This window comes from Bacteroidia bacterium (assembly GCA_041391665.1).
In the GTDB taxonomy this organism is placed as follows: Bacteria; Bacteroidota; Bacteroidia; order J057; family J057; genus JAGQVA01.
The window spans coordinates 1,749,212-1,773,670 of record JAWKNO010000002.1 but is presented as its reverse complement, the minus strand read 5'-3'; the positions used below and the strand labels follow the sequence as shown (position 1 = coordinate 1,773,670).

The window sequence follows — 24,459 nt, the reverse complement described above, 5'->3', positions numbered from 1 at the left end:
AATCCATGTCCCGTTACCTATTATTGCTGACATTCGTTTTTTGCATCATTCGCCCGGGTTTTTCCCAACCAGAAGAACCTGATGAAGATGTAATCGCTGCCGCTCTGGTTGCGCAGGGCAAAAATTACCTGGAATCCCGGCAATACCATAAAGCCCAGGAGGTCTTTGAGGCTGCTGCAATTCGTCCGTTTAACCAAAGTACGACGGCGGCGATTTATCTTAGCGGACTTACCAATTTCCGGTTGGCTGATTTTCGGCGTGCCGGAGAGTATTTCGCTACGATAGTTGAAATTTATCCGCAGTCCCGGTACCTGGATGAATCCAGTTATCATATTGCACTCATCTTGCTTCGCGAAAGAAGTGAGCGTAAAAGCCGGGCCGCCATCGAAGGACTGCTCGCAATTGCCGCTCGTACCTATGATGACAACCTGTCTCGCGATGCCATTGACCGCGTGCGTAAATACCTGTTTTACGAATCTTCCCTTCCGTTTGTGGAAAGCCTATGGGAAACCGGCCCCAAACAATACAGGATGGTTTTTCTTGAGGCACTCTGTTATCATCTGGTCGAAAGGGGGGAACGAGAAGAAGCCCGGGTAAGGTATGAAAACTACCTCCTGGCTTCGGGTGAACCCGAATCAGCCTTTTTGCAAAGATTGTTAGGAAAAGAAGAAGTGGTAAAATTTGTAGATCGGGATGTGGTGCGGCTGGCAATGTTTATGCCTTTGTTTCTCGGCGAATATGATATTTCCGCTATAGATAAAATTCCCTCGAGAAGTGAACTTGCCACCGAGTTTTATGAAGGTTTTCAACTCGCGCTGCGAGAGGCAGAGCAGCGGTGGAATAAAAAGATATACCTGAAAGTATTTGATACCCGCCGCGATACGGTGGTTACACAAAATTATCTGCAGGAACTGGAAAATCTGCAGCCTGACCTGATTGTTGGGGATATTTTTAACGCTCAGTCGAAGGTCATTGGAGACTGGGCGGAAAGGCATCGTACGCCTCAGCTCATTCCCCTGAGTCCGTCAGAAGAACTCGTCAAAGACAAAACCCAGGTATTTCTCGCTCATCCTTCTGCCGAAACCCACGGTCGTAATATGGCCTATTATGCCTGGGATTCTCTGCATCTCAACCGGATAGCGGTATGGACAGATGGACAGCGGAGTACCGAAATTCTTGCAAAGTCATTTTCCCAGACCTTTGATACGTTGGGTGGGGAAATCATCACGCTGGAAGTGGACAGCGCCCTTTCCAATGATGTGGAAAAAGATATATATTCCTATGTACGGTCGCTCAAATTTCAACAGGTAGATGGTGTTTATATTCCGATCATGGGCAATCAGGAGGTTGCAGGACTTATCCTGAGCCAGATCAGTGCGATGGATTTACAGGTGAAAATCATGGGCTCGCCGCATTGGTGGCAGCGTTATGAAAATGTGGACAGAGAGTTGAAGGAGTCCAGCCAGTTGATCTTTACCACTTCTTATATGGAAAACAAAAAAGATCCGGAGTATATACAATTTTTCGAGTCTTACCTGAAAGAATATCTGATGCCCCCCTCTGATTTCAGTGTGCAGGGATATGACCTGGGAATGTATTTGATCGCATTGTTTGAGCAGTATGATTACCGGTCGGGTCAGGCACTGGCGGGATATATCCGGCAGTTTCCCGTTTACCACGGATTGCATATTGACATAGACTTTAAAGAAAACCAAAGCAACCAATTTGTAAATATTGCGGCATTTCGTGATGGCATGGTGCAAAAAATCAATCAACCGGAGAAGTTCCGTTTATCGGAATTCTTCCAAACCAAAGATTAATCCAATGAACCGCTTTTATCTGATTGCAGCTCTGCTCTTATTTACTTCCTGTGGAATTTTCAAACCGGTGGTCACCCCATTGGACACGGAAGCAGACGCCTTAGTTACCCAGGGAAAACGGCTCCTGCAAAATGAAAAATATGCAGAGGCGCTGGATAAATTCGAGTTGGTGCGTAGTCGCAATTTTAACCGTTCTACTACAGCGGCGATTTACCTTTCCGGTCTTTCGGCCTATTATCTCAAATACGATGACATTGCTGCTCAGCGGTTTACTACTATTGTGGAGGAATTTCCGCGCTCACGGTATTTTGATGAAGCCCAGTATCATCAGGCATTGGTAAAACTTCGCAGCAAAAATACCGTGGCCAGATTTCAGGGTTATGAAACGTTACTTTCGCTGGCAGACAATGCCCGTACAAGTAAAATGGCTGCCGATGCGCAAAACAAAATTGAGCAGGTACTTTTTCAGGGATTTACGCCTCAGGAATTGGAAAAAGCCTTTAACAAGGCAGATGTAAAAAATAAACAACGGGTGGCAGAGGCTTTTTTTTACCGAAATTCTGAGACCGGAGAATACGAAAGCACCCGAAAAATGTATAGGGATTATCTGAAGAATGGCGGCAAAGATTCACCCTATATGCAATCGATTTTCCCAAAAATTGATTCGACCAAAAAAATCACTGTTTTTGAGCCCGAGATAATCAGACTCGGTGTGTTTTTGCCACTTTTTTTGCGGGATGGCGAATGGAAAATCAATAAAAATATCAGTCCGGAAACCCTTCGTTCACTCGAATTTTATGAAGGATTTAATATGGCGGTGAATGAGTTTTCGTCCACTTCAGCCAAAAAAGTATATCTGAAACTGTACGATACCCGGAGCGATTCGATGCTGACCCGGTCTTTTTACCGCGACTTGGAAAACTTGCGTCCCCAGATGATCATTGGGGATATTTACAATAATCAGTCCCGTATTTTGTCAGAATGGGCGGAAAAAAACAAAACCCTGCAGATCGTGCCGATGAGTGCGACTGCGGAGTTGGTAGAAAATAAATCATATACCTTTCTTGCGCATCCTTCGGCTTACACACATGGGCAGCGACTGGCAGAATACGCATATAATGAACGCGGAATCACCCGTACTGCTGTTTTTACTGACGGTCAGGAGGCCACGGAGAGTCTGGCGCAGGGTTATATGAGTACCTTTATCCAGTTAGGCGGGAAGATTGATACGTTAAAACTTTCGTTGGATTATAAAGAAGCCGCGATGGGTCAAATCCCAAAGCTTGTGGCAAAAATTCCCGATAATGACCCCGAGATGGGCGTATATATTCCATTGATGGGGAATGAAGAATCCGCCAGTTTGATCGTGAATGTGTTGAAGCGGGAGGGGAAAAACGTAATGCTGATGGGTTCACCGCACTTTCGTTCGAGGTATAATTCGCTGGACCGCGAAACGAAGGAAGGATTTGGGTTGGTATTTACGACATCCCATTTTGAGGATATTGAAGATCCCGCTTACCGGAATCTGTATAAAACTTATAGCGAAAAGTACAATTATCCCCCTTCTGACAATATTGTTCAGGGGTATGATTTGGGCAAATACGTGCTTAAGATGCTGAGTCAGTACGATCCATTGTTGGGGATATCGCCGGATACATTTTTGCGGGTATTTCCCATGTATAAGGGCATCCATTTAGATTACCGGTTTAACTCCTTTCAGAGCAACCAGCGCGTGAACATTGGGATGTACACACAGGAAGGCGTAGTAAAATTGAATAAGGAATAAAAAAAGGCTGCCAGAGTAAACTTTGGCAGCCAGTAAATTTTGAGAAATCCGGAGGAGTTAACGCACTGCGTCAACTACAGCTTTGAAGGCTGCGGGATTATTCATAGCCAGATCGGCGAGCACTTTGCGGTTGAGATCCACCCCGGCGGCGTGAATTTTACCCATGAGTGCGGAATAGCTGAGTCCATGTTCTCTGGCACCGGCATTGATACGGATGATCCAGAGTTTGCGGAACTCACGTTTGCGCGCTTTGCGATCGCGGTAAGCATAAACCCAGCTTTTTTCGATCTGGTTTTTAGCTACGGTCCACACATTCTTTTTTCTGCCAAAATAACCTTTGGCATGCTTCATCATTCTCTTTCTTCTGGAACGGGAAGCAACAGCATTTACTGAACGAGGCATATTTTTTTACAATTAATAAGTTCGACAAAAAGTGAAAATGAGGATTACCGGCCGATCATCATCTCGATGCGATCGTGGTCGGTTTTGTCAACAACTGCAAAATGAGCCAGCTTCAGCTTACGCTTTTTGGACTTCTTGGTCAGAATGTGGTTTTTGAAGGCGTGCTTCCTTTTGATTTTTCCAGAGGCGGTTTTCTTGAAACGCTTAGCGGCCCCTGAATTTGTTTTCATTTTAGGCATAACACTATTTGGTATAAAAATGAGGTGCAAAGATAGGGAGAATATTGGGAAAACAAAATTTCTATTGAAGATGTGAGATTGGAGCTATGGGGAATGAATCTGCCGGTGGCTGAGGTCAAAAAAAACGGTGGCTGAGGTCAAAAAAAATGGTGGCTGAGGTCAAAAAAACCGGTGGCTGAGGTCACTCGAAGCCCCGGTTTCATTATCGCGCCAACGGCGCAGTTTCGGTGGCTTCGAGTGCCTCAGCCACCGATCAATATGCCTCAGCCACCGGTCAATATGCCTCAGCCACCGATCAATATGAGAGACCTCTAGATAGGACTGCGACCCGAAAGAATGGTTAATGGTAAATTGTTAATGGTTAATGAGGTTTGGGGAAAAGGGCTGCTTGGGGCGTGCATTGACGCGCGAAGTGTGGGAAAATTTTTGGTGTGGCCTGTTTGGCTATAAAAATGTCACCCCATTCGGGGTTTAGGCTACGCCTGCGTAAAAGGTATTTGTAGCGCGGTGGTTTTAACCCCGCGCAGCATAGGTGGTTTCAACCCCGCGCACCATAGGCGGTTTCAACCCGCACCATAGCCAGCCATCGGCCCATAAAAACCCGCCAGTCCACCATTCCAAGGGGGACGACAGGCGGCAAGGGGGTTCAACAAACCGCGTGCGACGACGCGCGAAGTTAGAGGAGAATTTTTGGTGTGGCCTGTTTGGCTATAAAAATGTCACCCCATTCGGGGTTTAGGCTACGCCTGCGTAAAAGGTATTTGTAGCGCGGTGGTTTCAACCCCGCGCACCATAGGCGGTTTCAACCCGCACCATAGCCAGCCATCCGGCCCATAAAAACCCGCCAGTCCCCCATCCCAAGGGGGACGACACGGCGGAAAGGGGGTTCTACCATCGGAAAGGGGGTTCCACCATCGGAAAGGGGGTTCCACCTTCACGGATGTGCCGATACCCACACTTCGCCGTCCTCGAAGATTTCTTTTTTCCAGATGGGTACGGTTTCTTTCAGGGTGTCGATCGCGTATTGGCAGGCGGCAAAGGCCGCTGCCCGGTGGGGCGTGGCTACCGCGATCACCACGGCGATATCGCCGGGAACCAATATGCCTGTGCGATGGTGGATGGCGATGCTTTCGGCCTGCCACTGCTCGCGGGCCGTCCTGGCGATTTTTTTCATCTCGTTGACTGCCATTTTTTCGTAGGCTTCAAACTCCAGCCTGACCACCGTCTTGCCTTTGGTATGGTTTCGCACCGTGCCGATAAATACATTGATCCCGCCACAATGTTCGCTGCTCACAAAGTCCGTCGCATGCGATGGCTCCAATACGGCATCGGTCAGCATGATACTGATCGTCGGTTTTTTCATGTTTTCTGTATTCTTTTCATCCTCCGCTTACCGGCGGGATTAATACTACTTCGTCTTTGGACGAAATGGGCTGGTCCCCGGGCGCATATTCGCTGTTAATGGCTACGCGCAAACTGCTCAGATCGCCAAACTTTGGATATTGCCTGGCCAAACTGGCGAGCAGGCTCTCCACACTCGCCGGCTCCGGGATCTCATAATCGATTTCCCGGCTGCCAAGTATGTCTTTGGCGATTCCGTATGCAATCAAGGTGATTTTCATGCCTGAAATTACAAATTTTCCCGTAATTTAAGGCTATCTATGCTTCAACAAAAAATCATACCGGTTTCTGTTTTGCGGGTTTTTCCCGACAAACAGGAGTCGCAGGAAGATCTCCTCGCAGTGGAAGAGCCGCTGGAAATACGCCTGGGTTTTGGCCCGCTGGACAGCCGGGAAACCCGAAGCCTGTCGGTCACCATGCGCACACCCGGTCACGATGAGGAGTTGGCACTGGGTTTTTTGCTTTCGGAAGGGATCGTTCAGGGGCCGTCGGATATCGTGCAAATTCGCCACTGCGAAAAGATCAATGCTCCCGATGATTGGGGAAACGTCATTCGCGCCGAACTTTCTCCCGAAACCGACCTGGACTGGGCAAAATTTCACCGCAATTTTTACACGACTTCAAGCTGCGGGGTATGTGGAAAAACTTCCCTTGAAGCTGTGGCGGCAGTTTGTCCTTTTCCTTTGTCTGAATACCCACTGAAGCTTTCCCCGGAAGTGATTTTCGGATTTGAAAAAGCTATTCAGTCTCATCAGGCAGTATTTGCTGCTACGGGCGGTCTTCATGCCGCTGCTTTGTTTTCCGCTTCGGGCGAATTGCTGCTGTTACGGGAAGATATTGGCCGTCACAATGCGCTCGACAAACTCATCGGTGCAGCCTGCAACCGGGGGATATTTCCCCTGAAAAATCATATCATCCTGCTCTCGGGCAGAATCGGTTTCGAACTGGTTCAAAAGGCCGTAATGGCGGGTGCAGGCGCTTTGGTTGCCATTGGGGCGCCGAGTAGCCTGGCTAAATCGCTGGCGGAAAAGTATCAGCTTCCCTTGGTGGGCTTTCTGCGGAATGGGCGGTATAATCAATATGTTTAACGGTATTCTTTTTTTATATGGACGATTCAATTAATTCCGGCGATTCCTCATCCGCTTCTCCCTTTACCGGTCTGCGGCTGGCTGCCCCCTCCGAATATGCAGGCGGACTGCCTTCTGTCAAACATTCGTTTCGCCATATTCAGCGGGAAATGGGGCTGCTCCGTGGTTTTTCGGTTCTCTTAAAAATGAACCAGATGACGGGCTTTGACTGCCCGGGTTGCGCCTGGCCTGATCCTGATGACAAACGCTCCGTACTGGCCGAATACTGCGAAAATGGCGTAAAAGCTGTATCCGAAGAAGCTACGCTCAAAAGAATTGGCCCGGAGTTTTTTGCCAAATATTCGGTGAAAGAACTGGCGCAGGGTACAGATTTCTGGATTGGCAAACAGGGGCGTATCACCCACCCGATGGTTCTGCGCGAAGGCGCCACGTGTTATGAAGAAATTTCGTGGGAAGAAGCTTTTGGGCTAATCGGTACACAACTTCGATCGCTCCATTCGCCGGATGAGGCAATTTTTTATACGTCGGGTCGAACCAGTAATGAGGCGGCTTTTTTATATCAGTTATTTGTTCGGGCTTTTGGTACCAATAATTTGCCTGACTGTTCAAACATGTGCCACGAGTCGAGTGGGGTAGGGCTGTCACAAACCGTAGGTATCGGCAAAGGATCGGTGACGATGGAGGATATTCACCAGGCCGAAGTGGTGCTTGTTGTGGGGCAAAACCCCGGAACCAATCACCCACGCATGCTCACCTCCCTGCAAAAATGTAAACAGAATGGCGGGAAAATCATTACGATAAATCCTCTGCCCGAAGCCGGACTGATCAGGTTTAAACACCCGCAGCATCTCCCTGATATATTGGGGTCTGGCACACAGATTACCGATATTTTCCTTCAGGTCAAGATCAACGGAGATGTAGCCCTGGCAAAAGCGCTGATATTGTTGCTGCTGGAAGCGGAAGATCAGCAACCCGGTAAAGTGCTGGACAAATCCTTTATTGAAACCTATACGGCGGGGTTTGCCGCATTCGAAGCAGAGATTCGTAAATACAAACTGCCAGAATTGTCAGAAGTATGTGGCGTGATGGAAGCAGATATCCGATCCGCTGCTGATCTGCTTATACGGCACGACAAAATCGTCATTTGCTGGGCAATGGGCCTTACCCAACACAAAAATGGCGTGGACAATATCCGGGAAATGGTCAATATTCTGCTGCTGAAAGGGGCGATAGGCCGACCGGGTGCAGGGACTTGTCCGGTTCGCGGGCACAGCAATGTACAGGGCGACCGTACCATGGGAATCTGGGAGAAACCCGGAAAAGATTTTCTCGACCGGCTGGAAAAACGGTTTGATTTTCAGCCCCCCCGCAATCACGGATTGAATACAGTAGAAGCCATTGAAGCCATGCATTGCGGGAAGGCAAAAGTATTTATAGCCATGGGGGGAAATTTTCTTTCAGCTACCCCCGATACCGCCTATACAGCAGCGGCTTTGCAGCGATGCGAACTGACCGTCCACATTTCCACCAAACTCAACCGCAGCCACCTGACACCGGGGAAAACGGCTTTGATTTTGCCCTGTCTGGGGAGAACAGAGACCGATATCCAGGCAAGCGGGCAGCAGTTTGTGTCGGTAGAAAATTCGATGGGAATCGTTCATCAGTCAATGGGCGATCTTTTGCCGGCCTCTTCGTCTTTGCTGAGCGAACCAGCCATTATAGCGGGCATGGCAAAAGCTGTATTAGGTGAAAACAATCCAATCAATTGGGAAACACACGTGGGTGACTATGACCGTATCAGGGATATGATCGAAGCCTGTATTCCAGGCTTTGAAGACTACAATCAGAAAGTGCGGAGGCCGGGCGGATTTTACCTGCCAAATGGCGCGAGGGAACGCAAATTTAACACACCCGATGGTAAGGCACATTTTTCGGTTACGGCCATTCCTGAAATAAAATTGAAAAGCGACGAATACCTAATGATGACCATTCGAAGCCATGACCAGTACAATACTACGATTTACGGCCTTGATGACAGATATCGCGGAATATACAATGAGCGAAGAGTTGTATTGATGAATGCAGAAGACATGGCCGAAGGAGAAATGCATTCAGGGGAAATTGTCGATCTTGTGAGTGAATACGAAGGAGAAAAACGGGTGGCGAGAAGCTTTATCATTGTGCCCTACGACATATCGCGGCGATGCGTGGCGACGTATTTTCCGGAGGCAAATATCCTGGTGCCCTTAAACCTCAAGGCAGACCATTCATTTACCCCGGCTTCCAAATCAGTGGTTATAAAGATTGGAAAATCAAAAAATTCGATAATCGGTAAATAATTGGCCTGAAATCACCAGTTTTTTTAAATAATATTGATTGGTTTATTATGTTTGTCTTTATAATAACGTTTGAATTTTCTGTCTATCTGTTTAGAAACCCGACCGGATTATGTCCCTGAAAAAGGAACCATACGTACTGCTTGCAGAAGATACCTATGCAGAGGTCCATTTGTTTCATCTGGCATTGCGGGACGCAAAGATTGAAGCTCCACTTAAAATTGTCAATACTGGGCTGGAAGTGCTGGATTTTCTGAATGCAAACGGCGCTTATTCGGGGCGGGATATTTCTTACGATCCCAGCTTACTTATTCTGGACCTCAATCTTCCCCTTCTCAATGGATTTGAAGTATTGACCCGACTTCGGGAAGATCCCCGGTTTGTAGAACTTCCCGTGGTCATTTTTACCTCAAGCGCCCGTTATCGGGACAACAAAGAAGCGATTGCCCTGGGAGCGAATGATTTTTTCCAGAAGCCGATTGATTATTTTGATTTTGTGGAGTCAGTTTCCAAAATGTATGCAAGGTGGGTTAATTGAATGTTAGCCAAATATTAGCTATATCGCTATTTTTTAACCAATTGTTATTTTAGTATTAAACCTCAATTTCCCGATTGAACCGAAAGGGGATTTGGGTTAGTTTTGTTCATATAAACCCAGGCAACCCTCTTTTTATTTCAATTCTATTTTCGATAGGTAAACAAAACGGTATGTGATTGCATACCGGAGGCTTCTGTATTTTCATTAACTACCGGTTAAATATATGACAAATTTAAACCCCCTTTTCCGACTGACTCTTTCTTTGCTGATTGTGATTCTGCCTGCCTGGCTTTTGGCGCAATCCAGTATTTCCCTTGCTCCCATTGGTACGTATGCATCTGGCGTTTTTGACGAAGGTGCTGCTGAAATAGGCGCCTATGACGTCAAGACACAACGCGTATATGTTACCAATGCCAATGCTAACTCCGTAGATGTTATTGATTTTTCCAATCCCACAACACCCGTACTGGATTTTACGATCGACCTTAGCCCTTATGGCGGTGGTGTAAACAGCATTGCCAATTGGTACAGTACAATTGCCGTAGCTGTTCAGGATTCCAACAAACAGGCCCCCGGGAAAGTGGTTTTCTTTAACCGCGACGGACAATACCTCAATCATCTGATGGTAGGTGCACTTCCTGATATGCTGACCTTTACGCCCGATGGAAAATACCTGCTGGTGGCCAATGAGGGTGAACCCAGCAATGATTATTCTGTTGATCCTGAAGGTAGTGTGAGCATCATCAAGATGAAAAAGGCTAAAAATCTTACCCAGGCAGATGTGATGACCGCAGATTTTACTGCGTTCAATAATGCCGTCCTGGATCCCAGTGTTCGTATTTTTGGCCCTGGTGCAACCGTGGCACAAGATCTTGAGCCTGAATATATCGCTGTTTCTGACAATTCTCAGACGGCATGGGTAACGCTTCAGGAAAATAATGCTATCGCAGAAATCAATATCAAAAATGCGACAGTTACCGCTATCAGAGGGTTGGGTTTTAAGGATCATAATCTGCCCGGAAATGGTATTGATGCCAGCAACAGTGATGGTACAATCAATATTACCAACTGGCCTGTGAAAGGGATATATATGCCTGACGCTATCGACTTTTTACATTGGTCAAACAAGTCTTATCTGATCACTGCCAACGAAGGTGATGCACGTGAATACACCGACCCGGGAGGTCTTGTAGAGGCTGTGCGTGTGGGTTCTGGCAGCGTAGTGCTCGACCCGACAGCATTCCCCAATGCTGCAACGTTGAAATCCAACTCAAATCTGGGCCGGCTGAACATTACCAAAACCATGGGCGATACCGATGGCGACGGCGATTATGACGAATTGTATTCCTTTGGCGCAAGATCATTTACGATCTGGCGTACAGATGGTCAGATGGTGTATGATAGTGGTGATGACCTTGAGCAGATTACCGCAGCGCTTTATCCTACTGAGTTTAACTCCACCAATAGTGATAATGGTTCATTTGACAGCCGCAGCGATGATAAGGGGCCTGAGCCGGAGGGAATCGTTGTTGGAAAAGTAAAAGGCCGCACCTATGTTTTTATTGGTCTTGAAAGAATCGGTGGGGTAATGGTGTATGATATCACCAATCCCAATACCCCGGCATTTGTGCAGTATGTCAACAACCGCGATTTTTCAGGAGATGCCGAAGCCGGAACGGCCGGAGATTTGGGGCCTGAAGGACTGGTCTTTATCAAAGACTGGCAGTCTCCGACTCAGAATCCGCTGTTGGTAGTTACCAATGAAATCAGCGGAAGTACTACCGTGTATGAAATCACAGACGTGCCCAACACCAACCGTGAAGCGGGAGTCGCCAATCATTTTACCGCCCCTGCAACACTCCTGCCCAATACACCTAACCCTTTCCGCGGGTTTACCGATATTACATTCAATGTATCAGAAAATGCTCCCGTAGAGATCGCCCTGTTTGACCTCAATGGTCGCCGAATCCGCAATCTCGCTTCGAATCCTTACCCAGCAGGTACGCATACCCTGCGTTGGAATGCTACAGATGAATCAGGTAGTAAAGTAGCGCCTGGTGTTTACCTGTGTATCATGCGTGCTGCGGGTATGACTACCGCCCGCAAAATCGTTTACCAGGGCGAGTAGAGGCATACGATAACAGGCCCCTTTTGGGCGCAAAATTTTTTTTGTCGAATTCAATCAGACCCCGCACAAAGCGGGGTTTTCCTTTTTAGGGGTAAATCAGGATTCCTTTAAAATAGTCGCTTGTTGAATGAGCCAATCCAGTCCCATCACGGAAGCGGCTTTTTGCAATTTTTCAAGGTAGGTATTGAGCCTGCGTTTAAAAATGGAAGGTGTCTGGATGGCCGCATCGGTGCGCAGACGAGAGAGCTTTTTTGCATATCGGAGCAGGTTGTGGTAAGCTTCCCGTTGGTAAGTGGAAAGCAATCTTTGCCGACGGAGATAAGCTTCAAAAGCCTGTGAGAGTGATTCAAATCCCTCATGATCTTCCAGTTCATAGTATATTTTGAGCAAAAGAGTTCTGGCGCCCAATGCATAAAACAGATCGGGGTATTCAATAAAAGCGAGCAGCCGCTGCGCTTCTCTGAGTTTTTTCCGGCTATAGAGCAGGTAGGCCTGATTGTATGACAATACGGCTTCCCGGTAAGAAGGAATAATATGTTGGGCAATGTTCAGCAGAAATTCGTCAGCCCATTCATATTTTTCCAGTCTGGCTCCCAGCGCCACAATGTTTTTGACATCCCCGGGAGAAATCTGACCATCGTTTAGAAGCAGATTTCGCTTCATCATCTCATCGTACAAGTCAAATAATGATTGAAGAAAGACGGTGTTGCCCCTGTTTACCTGAAATATGCAATAGTTTTGGGCAAACTGGTACATAGGCTTAAGTGCTTCGGGGTGAATGCTTTCTCTGCCCAGCGATTCCCGCAGGTTGTGATAATGCGAAATAGTATCGGGTTCGGTAAGGGTGAGCAGGATATAGTAGTAAATGCTGATACCGGGAATATGGAAGTATAAAGGCGCCTGCTCCAGCAGAAAAGGCAAACTGGAAGACAATTCCGGTGGTTGTTCACTTCCTCCGATGACATTATTGCGGCTCAGCCATTCGCAGGAAGTGCGGAGCATAGCGGCAAGATAAAACTTGTGGAGGGAAGCAAGTTTCTGGTCGAGACTTTTGTTGTCTTCGCGACTGGCTTTTTGAAGGAAAAAAAGGTCAGATTCATCAGCCAGAAGGTATTCACAGTAAAAATCTTCTGCAATGGAAGTCTGATGGTTTTCCCGCTTCAGAATATGCTCGAAACTTCGGTTAAGCCCCATTTGACGCGCACCCTGAAGTTTGAAAAAAGAAGCGTAAAATGGATGTTTCTCCCAGGCTTCCTGACCGATAAAATTTTCAGCAGCCCGTGTCAGGTAGGAAAAAAAGTTGTTTATGCGATCAGCGTTGTACAACTCACCGGGAAATAACGCCGCAAACAGGCGCGGTTTGTCCCAATTCTCCGGCTTGTCCTCTGCGAGAAGATCATATAGGTAAAGCAGCCGTTTATCACTGAAAAAATAGGGTGAATCAAGATATTTTCTAAACCGAAGGTGAACATCTTCGGGGACTTTGTGTACAAATTCTGCCAGGCGTTTCATGCCGAAATATAGTATAGAAAATTTCAGAAGTTAAAAATATGGTATAAAAAAATCATAGAATTTTGTGTCTGGGCATATTTTATCCATATTTAATGAGGGTGACAGTATTCAGAGATGGGTTATTCTGTTATATATTTTTGCCATTGTGGCTACTATATTTGAATTCATAAATGATATCAGTCGCAATAAATCAGCAATTATGAATCGAAACACCTTTTTACAACAAATTCTGGCATTGCTTATTTTTTTACCCATCCTTAGCTTTGCCCAATCGCCCCAAGGAATCAATTACCAATCCCAGATAAACGTAAACGGGAATGTGTTGCCTTCGCAGGCTGTCCCCATGCGTTTTTCTATTTTGCAATCCGGTCTGCCGGTATATCAGGAAACCGTCACTGTGCTGACCAGTCCTGAGGGAATCAGCAGCCATGTTATTGGAAACGGAACACCCGTATCGGGTACTTTTTCAGCCATCGACTGGAGTCTGGGGAGTTATTCGCTGGAAGTCGAAATCGATACAACCGGCTCAGGCAGTTATGCTTCTCTGGGAGTACGTGATATGCAGAGTGTGCCTTTTGCTTTGTATGCCCAGACCTCAGACAAGGCACTGGGTATGTCCCTGAATGATCTCACGGATGTCGATACCGCGGGAAATGCTGCGGGACTGGTACTGAAGTGGAATGGCACAGCCTGGGTTCCCTCGCTCGACAACGGCACGCCTTTGGTGGCAGGTGCGGGCATTTCCATCACCGGAGCCACTATCAGTAATACCGGTGATACGAATGCGGCTGATGATATTACAACTTCATCATTTTTCTCTGGTGATGTGTCCGGTACTTTTTCCAACCTGACGGTCGACGCGCTTCATGGAAATCCTGTTTCTTCTAACAATCCGACAGCTGTCGGGCAGGTATTGAAGTGGGATGGTTTACAGTGGACGCCTTCGGCTGATGATGATACCGATGCAGATGCCGACCCGGTGAATGAAATCCAGTCCCTTGCGCTTTTCGGGAATACCTTATCGCTGTCCAGCGGTGGGGGATCGGTAAATCTGCCCTCTTACTTTGGTGGTTCTGGTATCAGCGTCTCCGGAAATATTATAACCAATACCGGCGACCTCAACGCAAATGATGATATTACCCTTGGGACTTCCGCGGGTGGGGATCTGGCCGGTACGTATCCAAATCCGGTAGTAGTGCGTTTAAATGGGTTTCCTGTTACTAATATTACTCCCTCCGCAAATCAGGTGCTGAAGTGGAATGGGACGCAATGGGCGCCTTCGACAGATAACACTTCGAGCTTCTGGACACCCAACGGCACGAATATCACTTATAGCGGAGGGAATGTTTCGGTCACCAATGGTACTGGTCAGACGAGAGTAGAGATGGGCGTAAATACCAATAATGGTTTTGTTCATGTGTATGACAATACCAATACACTAAAAGCGGGAATTATCATCAACGGACTTGGGCAGGGAGAAATTTTTGGCGATGCCAAAAACTTCAGAGTCGCACATCCTACCCGGCCCGATAAGGAAATCTGGTATGCCTCGCTTGAAGGGCCCGAAGCAGCAGCTTATCTGCGGGGCACGGCGCGGCTTATAGATGGAAAGGCAAAGGTGTCATTCCCCGAACACTTCCAGCTCATCGCTTCAGAGGCTGGCATGACCGTAATGGTAACGCCTCTTTCCGGCGAATCGAGAGGCCTTGCCGTTGTGCACAAAGATGCCACAGGATTTGACGTGGCCGAATTGCTTCAGGGAGAGGGCGGCTATGAATTTGACTGGGAAGTAAAATGCATACGTCGTGGCTACGAAAACTTCGAAGTGGTGAGAGAAAGAATGAAATAAAGAAATGATGATGAAAAAATTTATATCGACCGCCCTGCAGCACAGCCTGACTTTTATATATTTTCTTTCTTTCGCACACGGTCTGCTGGCACAACCCGCAACTACCGTAAGAGAAGTTACCGGCAGCGAAGGGAATACGGTTGGCGTCGGAAGTTATTCGGTGAGTTATACTGTAGGTGAAGCTTTTATTGGAACCGGGGCAACCAATTCTTATGTCCTCAATGAAGGATTCCATTTGCCCATATTCTCACTGGTAGCTGCCCTTGACAGCGTATGGCCGGGAGATGCCAACTACGACGGGATAGCGGATGTGTATGATATACTTCCCATGGGGATTGCGTACGGGAGTACCGGTCCAGTCCGGGCGAATGCCACGACGACATGGATTCCTCAACCCGCGATAAACTGGACTGGACAATTTTCCACAGGTCTGAACTACAAACACGCCGATGCTAATGGGGACGGGTCGGTAACGATGGCCGATACCCTTCCCATTCATCTTAATTACGGATTTTCCCATAACAAAACCGGCGAAGAAGTTATTACCGGCAACAATTTGCAGATAGATATTGAGGAGGACTCACTGTTTACGGGAGATACGATGCACGTCAATATTCTGCTGGGCACATCCACTGAACCCATAGACAGTCTGTACGGGCTTGCTTTCAGTATCGATTTTGATACCACACTTGTCGATCCTGCTACGCTAAAAGTTGCGTTTGACAATAGCTGGGTGGGGACGCCAGGAGTTGACATGATCAGCATGTGGCGGGCGTATGGCGGAGGTGCTATTTTGGAGATGGGACTTACGAGAATAGATCAGACCGAACAGACCGGTTATGGCAGGATTGCGAGTATGAGCATCATTATGATCGATGACCTTGGGGGAAAACGCGAACTGATTGAAACATTCAAAATGACAGTCTCGCGACTGGAAGCGCAGCGCGCAGATGAATTTCCGCTCAGTTTGGGAGTAAGAGGTGACTCATTGGTTGTAGGAGACACGGATACAAAAATCAACTGGCTTGCGGAGGGATTCAACTGGCAGGCTTATCCCAATCCGGCGCGAAATTTATTGAAAGTCGAAATGTCCCGTCCGGCAGTTGGAGAATGGATACTCAGCGATGTATTGGGTAACCAGTTGCTCAGAAAGCAGGGGTATTTGGATCGGTTTGTCTGGGACCTTGAATTTTTGCCACAGGGACTATATTTTTTGCATATGAAGAGCAACAGCGGGACGGATAGCAAGAAGATACTGGTCAGGCATTAGGATTAAATATTTCTTCATAAAGTTGGCAGAAGTCATTCCGGATACCGGGGTGGCTTTTGCTTTTTTAGGAGATAAAAGTAGGGATTACAAATAAATCATTCTATATTAGGGAATAAACCCTCCTGTCAGATATTTGTGATCGTAAGACTATACGATTGTATTTATACTTTTATAAAGTTGAAATATGTTTTCTCCTGAAATTGACAACAAGCTGCAGACAAAATATGTCCTTCAGAACAAAGAAGTTTTTATTCAATTAGAGAATTATGAGTTTTTCCACAGTCCGTATTCCACTGATCCGGAAAAAGAGGATACCCGGTTTATTGGCAGGAAAAAACTACTCGACCATCTCCAAATGATTCTGGAAAACTCCAAAACCAAGTCAGGTGCATATCTGATCACCGGGTTTCGGGGGATGGGAAAAACCAGTTTGGTGCGAAAGGTGATAAAGGAGGTAAACGCGCGTATTGGGAATAATTCGAATAACAAAACAGTAGTAAATCTTAAGGCTATTGAAATCAGTCTTGCACAGGATGACCTGAATGAAACAGTTGTATTTCGATTGATATGCAGGCATTTGTTGTATGATATGGAAGAGATTTGGAAGAATGCAGCCCGGTCTGGATTGATTCCTGATAATCCTAAACATTTTGGTTCTGAGAAGATTGACCTGTCCGACAGCAGCGAATTTAGTCAGGTGATGAAAGACTTGCGGGAACTGGATGAAAGGTTATCTGCGCAAATCAGATTCCGGGCAGGAGAGAAAGAAGATTCTGATAATACAGGAAAAGTATCTATATCCAGAGATTCGGACAAAATATATCCCATTGCCGGGCCAAAAGAAATTGAGTGGAGATTGATCCGAATTCTTGAAAATATTGAAAAAATAAGGGGTAACTACTATATCCCCGATTTTATTTTCATATTCGATGAGCTCGACAAAATTGAGCCCAACTCCAAATTGACGATCAGTGAGAAGGAAGCAGAAGATCCCACCTATGACCTTCCCGAGGTAAAAAGCAGCACAGACAAAGTTCGTAAAAGGAAAGAAACTGTAGCTGCATTGTTGGCCAACTTGAAAAATTTCCTCAATAAAGCTCGCTCCAAATTCATTTTTATTGGTGGACGGGAAATGTATGATGCGGCGTTAGCGGATACTGCTGACCGAGATTCCTTTTATAGCAGCATTTTTCACGACGTATTATATGTGGATAGCTTTTTAAAGGATGGTTTAAGCAAACAGGGCTCCGGACTTACAAGAATGACAGAAACGTATTTGTGTAAGTTGTTGATTCCCAGTAGCTATCTGGAAAATTTGAAGCTGGTAGGTACTGACGGGGAAACCCATAAAAGCGAATCCGAGATATACAATCTCAGGATATATTTTAAGTATTTGTCAAGTGGCTTCATGGGCGATGAAAAATCAAACGTTCACCGAACTTTTAACCGTAAAGAACTGTACGAAATTATCTATCTGCTTCAGAACTTTATTATTTACCTCACTTATCGAAGCAACGGGACACCCAAAAAACTGACCGACCTTTTTGAGGATTATATTGTTCCGGAAAATGAAAGCTTCCTTCAGAATCAATATGTACAATTGATAGGCGTCAAAAAAAATGATGAGACCCAACAAAAAGAGCCTTTATATCTTCATTTTACCACTTCAGATCAATATGTGATTGGCCTTACGTCAGTCATTTTTCGCCCCTATATCATTACCCACAGCCGTCACCAGAAAATATGGGGAGACAAATTGCTGTTCTCTACAGCCTATATTATCGACCACATCTTTAAGTTTCATTCGTTTGGTTTTTCCTGGCGTAATCTGGAACTGGTTCCCGAGCTGATTACGATCAACAAAGCTCCTCAATTGCGGACCTTTATCAAGGAATTGCTACAACATTATTCCAATACCTTTATCCGTACCACAACCGGTGGTTTGTTTCATTACAAGTTTTTTAATAAGAATGCGAATGAAATCAAGTGTGTTTCAAAGATATCGGATCTGAGTGCAGCGGCATTTAATTTTACGCTGGATGAATCGCTGATGATCAAACGGCACTATTACAAAAAGCTGAACGAATTGCGGAAATCGTACAGCAATTATATCCGTTATGAGGGAAGAAGTGGTTTTGTTCATTCTATTGGATTTATTCACAGTATCCTCGGAGATCTTCATTATTATGATCAGGAATATGATGAGGCGATAATACAGTATTCGGATGCCATTCAGCATCTGCGTACCATTGATATCAAAAACCTGACAGAACATCAGGTAATATTGATGATTACCAATAAGTTGAAACTCGGTCTTACACTCGAAAAAATTCAGTCATACGAATCAGCTTTTACCGTTTATCGGGAAATAATCGACAAGCTACCTGAGTTTTATGAAGCCAGCTCTGAGCAAGTTGAGAAGGCAAAAATGGCACGGGCACTTAATCAATATATGTTTGGTGAGGATGCAACTGATCCAGAGAAAAATGATTTCCGGGGTTTTCGTCTATTCAACCAGGCTTTTATGGCTATACTGGGAGTTCTGGAGAAAATGCGTGCTGACGGACTTACAGATTTTGACTTGGTAGAATACGAATACTCCTTGAAAAAATTTCTGGGTTTTGAAGGGGAAGAAGTGCTTTTGGGTCGGGAGAAGCCAGGAAGATTGGGTATAAGTGATTGGGAAAAGATGCCTGAACTTAAGAATACCCTGATCGCAAACTACTACAGCAATGTTGGTAGTTTGCTATTCTTTAAAAACAAAAATCTGCCAGCCACTTTAATACGATTTATTGAATACGACTTGAAATTTCGTCGGATGGTACGAAAATCTGCGGCAGCAGGTATTGATTCGGATCAGTTTGATATTTATCATAAATATTTGTCTGAGCTTGGTGGGCTTAATGAATACGACTATAACCCATCTTTAAGTGCTTATGTATATTATCGGGAGAGTCAAAGATGGCTATTGCGGAGGTTTGAGAGAGAGTTAGCACCCATCCGGAAATTAATAATAGAAAACCCCGACGACAGAATCCTGTTTAAAGGGTTTTTGCTAAACGATAAAATTCCCGCCAACCCTTATTTATTTGATATTTTTATTCTTCTGTCAGATAAGGTTGCCCGGCCGCTAAATGCCTATCACGCCAATGATTTGGGAAATATATTTTCAAAAATCGGAGACGCGCTCCTGACTTTTATTTCTGCAAAGTTAAACAGCCCACCATCAATGGAAGTGTTGAAAAAACTTTTTGACGGAAATGTTAAGGAAAGGGGAAAAGGTGATTTTCCGGATAAACCACCGATCCAATCCTGGATAGAAGCATACAACCTGATTACTAAAAATACTGAGAGATTTTACAGTCTGGACCTGGTATTTTTTACCTATCGACTGGCTGCCCAGTTTTATCTCAAAGCCAGTCAGATTTATAGTTATGCCTTTCAGTATAAAAAAGTACTGTATGTACTGAAAGATTTTCTCTCCGGGTATAGGCAGGCAGGAGATAAAGATGCTGCTATTTGTTTTGATCCGGATTTTATAGAATTTATTAAAGACAAGATTGCCGTGCAGATCATCAAGGCAATCACCTGGGAGAATAAAACAGCAAACCGGCCTCAGGTTTTGAAATACAAGGATGTCTTTCATTTGGAAAGAGAATTGATGCCAGGGGATGCCCAATCCATCATCAATAATGTCTCTACAGGTACGGAGACCTGGGAAACCGTCATGCTGGTAAGCGACATTCAGTTAAAACTCACCCGCATTAGTCTTGATTGGGAAAAAGAGAATACACCTCATACCTCTGATAAACTGGATTTGAAGCTGGATTATGTTCGGTATTCCCCTTATATGTCGATCAGTTCAAAATTTGTAAAAATTATGGAACATAAGTATAAGGCCGATGTAAACCGGCTGTTTTTGAAGGAATGGAAATTTGAAGAGATGCTGAGGGCATTTGAAAAAGATAAAAATAAGCCAGACGCTGGCAAATCTGTTCAAGACTATCGATCAAGAGTTGAAATATATCTGGATGAAAACAGTGTGATCTCTATAAAAGAGATGACCAGGAAATTTAGTGCTGTTGACATATTTAAAGACAAAAAGCCAGATGTTGTGGATATGTTGGAGTATCTGATTACTGATTCAATTTATAATTTGGCGGAACTGGTACACCACTTGAATCTCTACGGACTGAATTACATGACAAGTTATTCATATCTGGGTTATACCCATTATAAGTTGGCGACCTGGTGCAGGTTTTACCGAACCATATTGCGCATTCAGGACAAAAAGGATGAAGAAAAAACTATTTTTAAGAAGCTGGAAAAATTGCTTGGGCGCGATTTTTTATATTTCCTGGATATCAAATATCATTACGAACTTTCCATACAGTATTTTCACTCTGCGCTTCAATTACATCGCGAGGGGAAAGCCTACAGGGATGTAATTTCAGGAATGTATTTTCTGGAAGATGATTTTAACGATAATCTGTATCATTTTTGTGCCGGGTTGGAACGATATAAGATTAACACAGGTTCGATCCGGAAAATGATCAACAAATTAAAACAAAAAGTTGAGAGAGGTACGGTTAATCCGGATGATGAAGACACGCCTTCCTTGTTTTACAAATATGATAGCTATGTGAATAATGGGGAATGGGATGATGTGGAGGAGGACGACGATGATGATGATGATGATGATGATGAGAAAGACATGGAAAACTAAAAAACCAAACCCTCCCAAATAGCTGTAAATCGCAAATTTGGGAGGGTTTCGTATGTATAATCTTACGAAATCTACTTTGTAATTACCACTTTCTGCATATACTCACCATCGATTCCGTCGCGGACTTTGATGAAGTAAACGCCACTGTCAAAGCGGTTGAGGTCAATTTCAAGATAGCCATCATTGACATCGACATTATGGTTTTTATAGACAACCTTTCCTACTATGTCCATCATGACTACATCTACTTCGTCATTTTCCACGGCGCTGAATTCCACTACCAGATAATCCTGTGCAGGAATCGGGTAAACAGTGATAGCCGCTGTTCCTGGCAATACGCGGGTAGTTGCAGTTGTTTGAAGCGGAGAAGCTGCGGTTCCATTGCTGCAGATCGATTCTACATAATATTCATAGGTCGTTCCGGAGGATAGTCCTGCAAAAGAAGTCGAAGTACCGGTTGTGGTTTTGGACGAATAAGGACCACCTACGGGGCCGAGATAGGCTTTATAACTATTTGCCCCGGTAGCAGAACCCCATGAGAGCGTAATTTTCTTTCTGGAAGCGCTGGCGCTTACATTCGGTGCATCGCAGGAGGTAACAACACAAGGTGCACAAGACCCTCCGCAGTCAACACCAGTTTCATTGCCGTTCTGAATTCCATCAGAACAAGTTGCACCGCCGCCACCGCCACCAGAGCCACAACCATTGGAAGAAGTAAGACTTGCACGAGGGCCGCCGGGAGCGAGTGTCGCTTGCATACGCGCCTTTTGGCCGACAGTAAATATATCCATACAGGCATCATCGGTATAATCCATATAGTTTTCGATCATATCGAGAGTAGAGCATGAAATATGTCCGTTTGGACATCCGTAGTTTGGTGCATCTGAGGTCGGCGTATCGGCCACAAAGTCATCGACGCTACATCCTCCATCGCCCCAGATATGGCGAAGGTTTAGCCAGTGGCCCACCTCATGTGTAGCAGTGCGACCGAGATGAAAAGGCGGAGTCGCCGTGCCAATTGTGCCAAACTAAGCATAGTCAATGACTACACCATCAGTTGCTGCATTCCCACCAGGGAACTGCGCATAACCCAGCAGCCCACTGCCGAGGTCGCACACCCAGATATTGAGATAGTCTCCGGCTGGCCAAGCATCATGTCCGCCCATGCTGTTAAACTTAACCCCATCGTTGGAATAGCTGAAAGAACGTTTGTTGGTACTGGTGCGGGTGATGCCGGAAGTAGGATTTCCATTGGGATCTACGGAAGCCAGACAAAATGCAATTTCAGAATCAGCGCCTTGTGGCCAGCTGTTACCTTTGGTTCCGAAATCTGCATTAAGAACATCGATCTGAGATTGAATTTGTGCAGTACTGACATTTTGTGAGGATGAGCGATATACAACATGCACGACTGTGGGGATCGTGATTACAGCACGCTGGCTATTGCCATTGTGATTGTTGATGTAGTTTTGTGTAAACTGCTCAATACGAGACATTTGGGCTTCCATTTGAGGATTTTCCTGTAACTGGATATCGAGGTAATCCATCGTATTACATGAGCGTTCTGGCTGCGCAAATAGGACAGAAGGAATAAGGAAAAGGACGAGCGAAAATAAGAGTTGGAAATGTTTCATGAGATCAATCAGTTAAAGCGTTAGAAATGTGATGAAAGCTTAATATAAGAATTCAATAGAAACCATAAAAAAGGAGCTACATATATGCTGTAATAAATAATCATTGACAGCATTTTTTAGTCCGATTTTCCGATTTCCTGGTCATAAAACCTTTTAACCTGAGCGTCGCCGAAACCATAAATTCCCTCCTTTTCTGAAAACACTCTGAAGAGCGGGCCAAACTGCGTGATACCACTTTTGATTATTGCTCTGACTGTGAGAACCGGGCGGCTGGACGCACCATTTGGGGGGAACCGTTCTATATGTGCCTGGCAAACATCTTCTAAGGAGCGGAAACACTCCGAAGGGGTTGAAGAAAGGCGGGAGAGTGTTTCGAAATCCTGTTGTTGAAAGGCGTGCCAAAGATTTTGGCCCAGGAGGAGATCTGCTTCTGTAAATAATATTTTCCTATTGTACGCATGTTCAAGCCGGTTAGAGTCTGACAGTCCAAAACCACGCCAATGATCTTCCCCTTCGAGAGTGATGGGGAAAATCCTGAAAATAGATAATTCAGGTTTGTAAGCTAAGAGAGAGAGCACAAACCACATATTGGTTTGACAGAACAGGTCATCTTCAAACCAGAGGCACACCTCAGCGGGGCCGGAGATTTGGATGATTTTTTCAAATTCAGGGACTACAGATTGGGAGTATGGGTCAGCGGTATCCCCGAAAGCGGAGGCGATGTAATTTGCCCGGTTGTGCATCAATTCTTCAAAGGAATTGCCTTTCAGATCACCTTCAATGAGGCATTCACGGCAGATGATAACATGGCCAGCGAGAGATGTTTGTTTGATTTGCCTGGCGAGAGAATCTCCATTGAGGATATGGTAGGTCATTTTTTTTTGGGGGGGGTAGTAAATGGGAGCCATGACAAGTTTGCGTTTATCAGAATAAGTACCGAATCACAAACTTCAGAGAATAAAGAATTAATTTCTCTTTTTTTTACGAGAGCGGCAAATTGAGGCGGAGAAATGTGGAGAAGGTTGCGGTTTTCATTCAGTTTTCAGCGGTTTATATTTACGGATTCCTTCAAAGACCGGATTGTTATAGGGTTTGTTAATTGATTGATTAGCAGTATTTTATTGGGTTATTTATCCGTTTGCAACGGTTTGTAACGGATTCTAACGGTTTGTAACGGTTTGTAACGGTTTGTAACGAATTCTAACGATTTGCGCCCGCTATATTATCTGTTAATTAATTGATTATCAATATTTTATCGGATTCTTTTTCCGTTTGCAACGGTTTGTAACGGTTTGTAGCGGATTGCAACGGTTTCCAACAGATTCCTAAAAGCAAAAACAACTACAAAACCTCTGCGAAAATCTGCGTTTCCTCTGCGAAAATCTGCGTTTCCTCTGCGAAAATCTGCGTCCCATGTCCACCCAGCATGTCATGGACAAAAAAACGTTTTCCAACGGATTCCAACGGTTTGTAACGGTTTCCAACAGATTCCTAAAAGCAAAAACAACTACAAAACCTCTGCGAAAATCTGCGTTTCCTCTGCGAAAATCTGCGTCCCATGTCCACCCAGCATGTCATGGACAAAAAAATGTTTTCCAACAGTTTCCAACGGTTTGAAACGGTTTGAAACGGTTTCCAACAGATTCCCAAAAGCAAAAACAAACCTAAAAACCTCTGCGGAAATCTGCGTTTCCTCTGCGAAAATCTGCGCTTCCTCATATGTGTGCAAC

General features: G+C 45.3%; 17 protein-coding genes. 9 read left to right on the top strand and 8 right to left on the bottom strand.

The annotated features are described in order from the left end of the window. Nucleotides 1–5: 5 nt before the first annotated feature. Nucleotides 6–1,820, top strand: coding sequence for an ABC transporter substrate-binding protein (locus R3D00_18880; GenBank protein ID MEZ4775257.1), 1,815 nt, complete (start codon nucleotides 6–8; stop codon nucleotides 1,818–1,820). A 4-nt stretch (nucleotides 1,821–1,824) separates the two neighbouring features. Next, entirely contained in the window at nucleotides 1,825–3,606 is a 1,782-nt protein-coding gene (locus tag R3D00_18875; GenBank protein ID MEZ4775256.1) for an ABC transporter substrate-binding protein, read from the top strand. 57 nt (nucleotides 3,607–3,663) lie between these two features. Here R3D00_18875 and rplT read toward each other — a convergent pair whose 3' ends face one another. From rplT to R3D00_18855, 4 genes are all read right to left on the bottom strand, one after another. Beyond that, on the bottom strand, nucleotides 3,664–4,008 hold the full coding sequence (gene rplT, locus R3D00_18870; protein ID MEZ4775255.1) for a 50S ribosomal protein L20: 345 nt from the start codon (nucleotides 4,006–4,008) through the stop codon (nucleotides 3,664–3,666). Nucleotides 4,009–4,052: 44 nt separating this feature from the next. Then, nucleotides 4,053–4,247, bottom strand: a complete 195-nt coding sequence (gene rpmI, locus R3D00_18865) for a 50S ribosomal protein L35 (protein ID MEZ4775254.1) — start codon at nucleotides 4,245–4,247, stop codon at nucleotides 4,053–4,055. Nucleotides 4,248–5,181: 934 nt separating this feature from the next. Next, nucleotides 5,182–5,586, bottom strand: coding sequence for a molybdenum cofactor biosynthesis protein MoaE (locus tag R3D00_18860; GenBank protein ID MEZ4775253.1), 405 nt, complete (start codon nucleotides 5,584–5,586; stop codon nucleotides 5,182–5,184). A gap of 40 nt (nucleotides 5,587–5,626) precedes the next feature. Continuing rightward, a complete protein-coding gene (locus R3D00_18855; GenBank protein MEZ4775252.1) occupies nucleotides 5,627–5,869 on the bottom strand; it encodes a MoaD/ThiS family protein in 243 nt (80 codons plus the stop codon). Between the two features lie 39 nt (nucleotides 5,870–5,908). On the opposite strand from R3D00_18855, the gene fdhD reads away from it, so the two are divergent. The 4 genes from fdhD to R3D00_18835 all read left to right on the top strand — a co-directional run bounded on the left by fdhD (nucleotide 5,909) and on the right by R3D00_18835 (nucleotide 11,738). Beyond that, nucleotides 5,909–6,736, top strand: a complete 828-nt coding sequence (gene fdhD / locus R3D00_18850) for a formate dehydrogenase accessory sulfurtransferase FdhD (GenBank protein MEZ4775251.1) — start codon at nucleotides 5,909–5,911, stop codon at nucleotides 6,734–6,736. A gap of 17 nt (nucleotides 6,737–6,753) precedes the next feature. After that, on the top strand, nucleotides 6,754–9,075 hold the full coding sequence (locus tag R3D00_18845; protein MEZ4775250.1) for an FdhF/YdeP family oxidoreductase: 2,322 nt from the start codon (nucleotides 6,754–6,756) through the stop codon (nucleotides 9,073–9,075). Between the two features lie 109 nt (nucleotides 9,076–9,184). Next, complete coding sequence (locus R3D00_18840; GenBank protein ID MEZ4775249.1) at nucleotides 9,185–9,610, top strand: response regulator; 426 nt, start codon at nucleotides 9,185–9,187, stop codon at nucleotides 9,608–9,610. Between the two features lie 223 nt (nucleotides 9,611–9,833). After that, nucleotides 9,834–11,738 carry a choice-of-anchor I family protein gene (locus R3D00_18835; protein MEZ4775248.1) on the top strand — a complete coding sequence of 635 codons (1,905 nt, stop codon included), beginning with the start codon at nucleotides 9,834–9,836 and terminating at the stop codon, nucleotides 11,736–11,738. A 96-nt stretch (nucleotides 11,739–11,834) separates the two neighbouring features. On the opposite strand, the gene R3D00_18830 is transcribed toward R3D00_18835, so the two are convergent. After that, nucleotides 11,835–13,250: a hypothetical protein gene (locus tag R3D00_18830; protein ID MEZ4775247.1), complete on the bottom strand. Its 1,416-nt coding sequence runs from the start codon at nucleotides 13,248–13,250 to the stop codon at nucleotides 11,835–11,837. Between the two features lie 199 nt (nucleotides 13,251–13,449). On the opposite strand from R3D00_18830, the gene R3D00_18825 reads away from it, so the two are divergent. The 3 genes from R3D00_18825 (at nucleotide 13,450) to R3D00_18815 (ending at nucleotide 21,095) form a co-directional block, all read left to right on the top strand. Then, nucleotides 13,450–15,099 (top strand): hypothetical protein, encoded by a 1,650-nt coding sequence (locus R3D00_18825; protein ID MEZ4775246.1) that lies wholly within the window; start codon nucleotides 13,450–13,452, stop codon nucleotides 15,097–15,099. 10 nt (nucleotides 15,100–15,109) lie between these two features. Beyond that, on the top strand, nucleotides 15,110–16,369 hold the full coding sequence (locus R3D00_18820; GenBank protein ID MEZ4775245.1) for a T9SS type A sorting domain-containing protein: 1,260 nt from the start codon (nucleotides 15,110–15,112) through the stop codon (nucleotides 16,367–16,369). Nucleotides 16,370–16,553: 184 nt separating this feature from the next. Then, entirely contained in the window at nucleotides 16,554–21,095 is a 4,542-nt protein-coding gene (locus tag R3D00_18815) for an ATP-binding protein (protein ID MEZ4775244.1), read from the top strand. 71 nt (nucleotides 21,096–21,166) lie between these two features. Here the strand turns inward: R3D00_18815 and R3D00_18810 are convergent, their stop codons facing one another. The 3 genes from R3D00_18810 to R3D00_18800 form a co-directional block, all read right to left on the bottom strand. Then, nucleotides 21,167–22,114 carry a zinc-dependent metalloprotease gene (locus tag R3D00_18810; protein MEZ4775243.1) on the bottom strand — a complete coding sequence of 316 codons (948 nt, stop codon included), beginning with the start codon at nucleotides 22,112–22,114 and terminating at the stop codon, nucleotides 21,167–21,169. A 9-nt stretch (nucleotides 22,115–22,123) separates the two neighbouring features. After that, nucleotides 22,124–22,729, bottom strand: coding sequence for a hypothetical protein (locus tag R3D00_18805; GenBank protein ID MEZ4775242.1), 606 nt, complete (start codon nucleotides 22,727–22,729; stop codon nucleotides 22,124–22,126). A 116-nt stretch (nucleotides 22,730–22,845) separates the two neighbouring features. Further along, a complete protein-coding gene (locus R3D00_18800; protein ID MEZ4775241.1) occupies nucleotides 22,846–23,604 on the bottom strand; it encodes a DUF1835 domain-containing protein in 759 nt (252 codons plus the stop codon). Nucleotides 23,605–24,459: the final 855 nt, after the last annotated feature.

Bases quoted from the DNA above. Each gene is read 5' to 3' on its own strand.
- R3D00_18880 (MEZ4775257.1), top strand. From the start codon at position 6: ATGTCCCGTTACCTATTATTGCTGACATTCGTTTTTTGCATCATTCGC.
- R3D00_18875 (MEZ4775256.1), top strand. From the start codon at position 1,825: ATGAACCGCTTTTATCTGATTGCAGCTCTGCTCTTATTTACTTCCTGT.
- rplT (MEZ4775255.1), bottom strand. From the start codon at position 4,008: ATGCCTCGTTCAGTAAATGCTGTTGCTTCCCGTTCCAGAAGAAAGAGA.
- rpmI (MEZ4775254.1), bottom strand. From the start codon at position 4,247: ATGCCTAAAATGAAAACAAATTCAGGGGCCGCTAAGCGTTTCAAGAAA.
- R3D00_18860 (MEZ4775253.1), bottom strand. From the start codon at position 5,586: ATGCTGACCGATGCCGTATTGGAGCCATCGCATGCGACGGACTTTGTG.
- R3D00_18855 (MEZ4775252.1), bottom strand. From the start codon at position 5,869: ATGAAAATCACCTTGATTGCATACGGAATCGCCAAAGACATACTTGGC.
- fdhD (MEZ4775251.1), top strand. From the start codon at position 5,909: ATGCTTCAACAAAAAATCATACCGGTTTCTGTTTTGCGGGTTTTTCCC.
- R3D00_18845 (MEZ4775250.1), top strand. From the start codon at position 6,754: ATGGACGATTCAATTAATTCCGGCGATTCCTCATCCGCTTCTCCCTTT.
- R3D00_18840 (MEZ4775249.1), top strand. From the start codon at position 9,185: ATGTCCCTGAAAAAGGAACCATACGTACTGCTTGCAGAAGATACCTAT.
- R3D00_18835 (MEZ4775248.1), top strand. From the start codon at position 9,834: ATGACAAATTTAAACCCCCTTTTCCGACTGACTCTTTCTTTGCTGATT.
- R3D00_18830 (MEZ4775247.1), bottom strand. From the start codon at position 13,250: ATGAAACGCCTGGCAGAATTTGTACACAAAGTCCCCGAAGATGTTCAC.
- R3D00_18825 (MEZ4775246.1), top strand. From the start codon at position 13,450: ATGAATCGAAACACCTTTTTACAACAAATTCTGGCATTGCTTATTTTT.
- R3D00_18820 (MEZ4775245.1), top strand. From the start codon at position 15,110: ATGAAAAAATTTATATCGACCGCCCTGCAGCACAGCCTGACTTTTATA.
- R3D00_18815 (MEZ4775244.1), top strand. From the start codon at position 16,554: ATGTTTTCTCCTGAAATTGACAACAAGCTGCAGACAAAATATGTCCTT.
- R3D00_18805 (MEZ4775242.1), bottom strand. From the start codon at position 22,729: ATGAAACATTTCCAACTCTTATTTTCGCTCGTCCTTTTCCTTATTCCT.
- R3D00_18800 (MEZ4775241.1), bottom strand. From the start codon at position 23,604: ATGACCTACCATATCCTCAATGGAGATTCTCTCGCCAGGCAAATCAAA.